Source organism: uncultured Stenotrophomonas sp., assembly GCF_963519925.1.
Classification (GTDB): domain Bacteria; phylum Pseudomonadota; class Gammaproteobacteria; order Xanthomonadales; family Xanthomonadaceae; genus Stenotrophomonas; species Stenotrophomonas maltophilia_AE.
On the sequence record NZ_CAUQPH010000208.1, the window covers coordinates 1 to 4411 of the forward strand.

The 4411-nt window shown below is 67.0% G+C and carries 4 protein-coding genes and 1 pseudogene; all 5 read left to right on the plus strand.

Going from position 1 to position 4411, the window contains the following annotated elements; translation table 11 throughout:
- Window positions 1-239 precede the first annotated feature (239 nt).
- On the plus strand, window positions 240-1715 hold the full coding sequence (gene trpE, locus RWO33_RS19385) for an anthranilate synthase component I (protein ID WP_314107000.1): 1476 nt from the start codon (window positions 240-242) through the stop codon (window positions 1713-1715).
- A gap of 65 nt (window positions 1716-1780) precedes the next feature.
- Entirely contained in the window at window positions 1781-2575 is a 795-nt protein-coding gene (locus RWO33_RS19390) for an SIMPL domain-containing protein (RefSeq protein ID WP_314107001.1), read from the plus strand.
- Window positions 2576-2577: 2 nt separating this feature from the next.
- Window positions 2578-3156, plus strand: a complete 579-nt coding sequence (locus RWO33_RS19395; RefSeq protein WP_314107004.1) for an aminodeoxychorismate/anthranilate synthase component II — start codon at window positions 2578-2580, stop codon at window positions 3154-3156.
- A gap of 31 nt (window positions 3157-3187) precedes the next feature.
- Window positions 3188-4225 carry an anthranilate phosphoribosyltransferase gene (gene trpD, locus RWO33_RS19400; protein WP_145478921.1) on the plus strand — a complete coding sequence of 346 codons (1038 nt, stop codon included), beginning with the start codon at window positions 3188-3190 and terminating at the stop codon, window positions 4223-4225.
- Between the two features lie 63 nt (window positions 4226-4288).
- Window positions 4289-4411: pseudogene (trpC, locus tag RWO33_RS19405) on the plus strand (indole-3-glycerol-phosphate synthase TrpC); the annotation flags it as partial.

Here is a 4411-nt window from a genome sequence, read left to right on the forward strand (position 1 = left end):
CTGTTAGTCGGCTGCCCGGTCAAGCAGCCGACTAACAGTCGGCGCTACCTCCGGCCTGAGGCTTTTGTCCATTGGGCTGCCCCGGCCCGGGTTCCATCCGGTGCCGCCAATGCGGTACAGTCCCCGGGTGTCCATTCTGACGACCCCGCATACCCTTTCTTCCGCTCGCCGTGGTTGGCGATGGTGGCCTGTTGCCGTCGTCCGTCCCGCCACCGCCGTTTCCCGGAAGGAAAGTCGTCTTGATCACGCTCGAGCAGTTCCAGCAGCAGGCCGCTGAAGGCCACACCCGCATCCCCGTCGTCCGCGAAGTGCTGTCCGACCTGGACACGCCGCTTTCGGTCTATCTGAAGCTCGCCGACGGCCCGCACACCTATTTGTTCGAATCGGTCGAAGGCGGCGAACGCTTCGGGCGCTACTCCATCATCGGCCTGCCGGCCCGCCGCGTGTACGCCTTCCACGGCCACACCCTGACCGTCAGCGAAGCTGGGCAGGTGGTGGAAACCCGTGACGTGGCCGACCCGTTCACCGAAGTCGAGGCGCTGCGCAGCGCCCATTCGGTGCCCAAGCTGGCCGGCCTGCCGGGCTTCACCGGCGGGTTGGTGGGCTGGTTCGGGTTCGAGTGCATCGGCTATATCGAACCGCGCCTGGCCCCGCCGCGCGGCCGCGATGAGCTGGGTACGCCGGACATCCTGCTGCTGCACTCGGAAGAGCTGGCGGTGTTCGACAACCTCAAGGGCCGTCTCTACCTGATCGTCCACGCCGATCCGGGCCAGCCCGGCGCATGGGATGAGGCACAGGCGCGGCTGGACGGTCTGGTGGCCAAGCTCCGCGCGCCCGGCGCGGGCTATCCGGCGCCCATCACCCGCGACGTACTGGACGAAAACGACTTCGTGTCCGGCTTCACCCGCGAAGGTTTCATTGCGGCGGTGGACAAATCCAAGGAATACATCCGCGCCGGCGACATCTTCCAGGTGGTGCTGAGCCAGCGCCTGAGCGTGCCGTTCAAGGCCCGCCCGGTGGATGTGTACCGTGCGCTGCGCGCGCTGAATCCGTCGCCGTACATGTATTTCCTCGACACCGGCGACGTGCAGGTGGTCGGCTCCTCGCCGGAAATCCTGGTGCGCCTGCAGGATGGTGAAGTGACCGTGCGCCCGATCGCCGGAACCCGCCCGCGCGGCGCCACGGTGGAAGAAGACAACGCACTGGAAGCCGAACTGCTGGCCGACCCGAAGGAACGCGCCGAGCACCTGATGCTGATCGACCTGGGCCGCAACGATGCGGGCCGCGTCTCCAGGGCCGGCACGGTGGAAGTGGGCGAGCAGTTCGTGATCGAACGCTACAGCCATGTGATGCACATCGTCAGCGAAGTCACCGGGCAGCTGCAGCCCGGCCTGAGCTATGCCGATGTGCTGCGCGCCACGTTCCCGGCCGGCACGGTCAGCGGCGCGCCGAAGATCCGCGCGCTGGAAGTGATCCGCGAACTGGAACCGATCAAGCGCAACGTGTACGCCGGCAGCATCGGCTACATCGGCTGGCACGGCGATGCCGACACCGCGATCGCCATCCGTACCGCGGTGATCAAGGACGGCCGCCTGCACGTGCAGGCCGGTGCCGGCATCGTCTACGACTCGGACCCCGGCAAGGAATGGGACGAGACCATGAACAAGGGCCGCGCGCTGTTCCGTGCCGTCGCCCAGGCCGCCAAGGGCCTGTGACGTTTTCGTGCCGTGGCTGGGGCCACGGCGTTCGCTGCATCCATCACCCGACAAGGATCAACCGCATGAAGCTGCTGCACGCACTGCTGCTGTCGTCGACACTGGCCATGGTGGCCCCGAGCGCGTGGGCGCAGGCCAATACCGTTCCGTCCGAACCGCACCTGCTGGTCAAGGGGAACGCCAGCCGCACCGTGCTGCCAGACCGTTTCGTGGTGAAGATAGCGCTGGAGTCGGTGGACATGCAGACCGATATCGCCCGAAAGCGCGTGCAGGCCAACAGCGAGCGGGTGATGCAGCTGTTTACCCAGCATGGCGCCATCGCCGATACGGTGCGCGCTGACAATCTCAGCATCGAGCCGTCCACGCGCTACGACGACGGCAAGGACGTTTTTGAAGGCACGGCCGTAAGCCGCGACCTCGAAGCCGCGTTCCCGACCGCCCAGGCCCTGCAGGCTTTTCTCGGCGAATTGAAAGCCAGTCGCGAAGTACAGGTGAGCACCGCCACGCCGACCTACTCCGGCGCAGCCCGCGTGCGTGCCGAGCTCAAGGCCGAAGCGGCGGCACAGACGCGTGCGTCGGCCAAGGGGCTCGCCGACGCCTATGGCGCGCGGATCACCGGGCTGTACAGCATCTCCGACGTGGCTCCGAGCTTCGCCTACGGTGTCCAGGCAGGCACCTGGCCAACCGCGCCCGGCGCACCGGACCGTGAGGACTACGCCGAAGGCCGCTCGCTGGATCGAGTGCAGGTCACGGGCAGCCGCGCCCTCGCGCCCGCCGCGGTGGGCGAACTGCTCGCCGCCGCCCCCATCACGTACACCGAAAACGTGTACGCCATTTTCCTCATCAAAGACGGATCCTGATCATGTTGTTGATGCTCGACAACTACGACAGCTTCACCTACAACCTAGTGCAGTACCTGCAGACGCTGGGCGCCGAAGTGAAGGTGGTGCGCAATGACGCGTTGAGCGTCGATGAGATCGCCGCGCTCGCGCCCGAGCGCATCGTGATCTCGCCCGGCCCGTGCACGCCCAACGAAGCGGGCGTGTCGTTGGAGCTGATCCGGCGGCTGGGGCCGACCACGCCGATCCTCGGCGTGTGCCTGGGCCACCAGGGCATCGGCCAGGTGTACGGCGGCGATGTCATCCGCGCCGGCACCATCATGCACGGCAAGACCTCGCCGATCCGGCACGAAGGCAAGGGCGTGTTTGCCGGCCTGCCGGACCGCTACCAGGCCACCCGCTACCACTCGCTGGTGGTCGACAAGACCACGCTGCCGGACTGCCTGGAAGTCACGGCCTGGACCGAGAACGAGGACGGGTCGATGGAAGAGATCATGGGCCTGCGCCACCGGGAGTACCCAGTGGAAGGCGTGCAGTTCCATCCCGAATCGATCCTCACCGAGCACGGCCACGCCCTGCTGAAGAACTTCCTGCAGCGCTGAGGCGCCGCATCCGTACTGCAAAGGAATCCACATGACCTTCTCCCCCCAGGAAGCCCTGCAACGCACCATCGAACACCGCGAGATCTTCTTCGACGAGATGGTCGACCTGATGCGCCAGGTGATGCGCGGTGAGGTGTCGCCGGTAATGACCGCCGCGATCCTCACCGGCCTGCGGGTCAAGAAGGAAACCGTCGGCGAGATCGCGGGCGCGGCCACGGTGATGCGCGAGCTGGCGCTGGCCGTGCCGGTTGAAGACCGCACCCACCTGATCGATATCGTCGGTACCGGTGGCGATGGCTCGCATACCTTCAACATCTCCACCTGCGCGATGTTCGTGGTGGCCGCCGCCGGGGCCAAGGTCGCCAAGCACGGCAACCGCAGCGTATCGTCCAAGTCCGGCAGCGCCGATGCGGTCGAAGCGCTGGGCGCGATCATCGAACTGCGTCCGGAGGAGGTGGCCCGCGCGATCAGTGAAACCGGCATCGGCTTCATGTTCGCGCCGATGCATCACCCCGCCATGAAGGTAGTGGCGCCGGTGCGGCGCGAAATGGGCGTGCGCACGATCTTCAACATCCTCGGTCCGCTGACCAACCCGGTCGGTGCCACCAACGTGCTGATGGGTGTGTTCCATCCGGACCTGGTCGGTATCCAGGCGCGCGTGCTGCGCGAGCTGGGGGCCGAGCGCGCCATGGTGGTGTGGGGCCGTGACAACATGGATGAGATCTCGCTCGGCGCCGGTACCCTGGTCGGCGAGCTGCGCGACGGCAAGGTGCGTGAATACGAAATCCATCCGGAGGATTTCGGCATTGCCATGTCGGCCAGCCGCAACCTGAAAGTCGGCGGCCCGGAGGAATCGATCGCCATGCTGTTGGGGGTGCTCGACAACGAAGCGGGGCCGGCGCTGGATATCGTGGCGCTCAACGCCGGCGCCGCGCTGTACGTGGCCGGGGTGGCCAGCAGCATTGCGGACGGCCTGGCCCGCGCCCGTGCGGCCATCGCCGACGGCAGCGCACGCCAGCGCATGCAGGATTACGTGGATGCGACTCAGCGCATCCGCCGCGCGGGCTGAGCCCGATTTCACGCTTTGCTGTGGGCTGGCCGATAATGGCCGGCCTGAAGGACCCCGAACGACATGAGCGACAAGAGCGACATCCTCGAGACCATCCTGGCCCGCAAGGCCGAAGAAGTGGCCGAGCGCCGTGCGCGGGTCCCGCTGGAAGCGCTGCAGGCGCGCCTGGCCGAGGCCCCGCCGGTG

Bases quoted from the DNA above. Each gene is read 5' to 3' on its own strand.
- RWO33_RS19395 (WP_314107004.1), top strand. From the start codon at position 2,578: ATGTTGTTGATGCTCGACAACTACGACAGCTTCACCTACAACCTAGTG.
- trpD (WP_145478921.1), top strand. From the start codon at position 3,188: ATGACCTTCTCCCCCCAGGAAGCCCTGCAACGCACCATCGAACACCGC.
- RWO33_RS19390 (WP_314107001.1), top strand. From the start codon at position 1,781: ATGAAGCTGCTGCACGCACTGCTGCTGTCGTCGACACTGGCCATGGTG.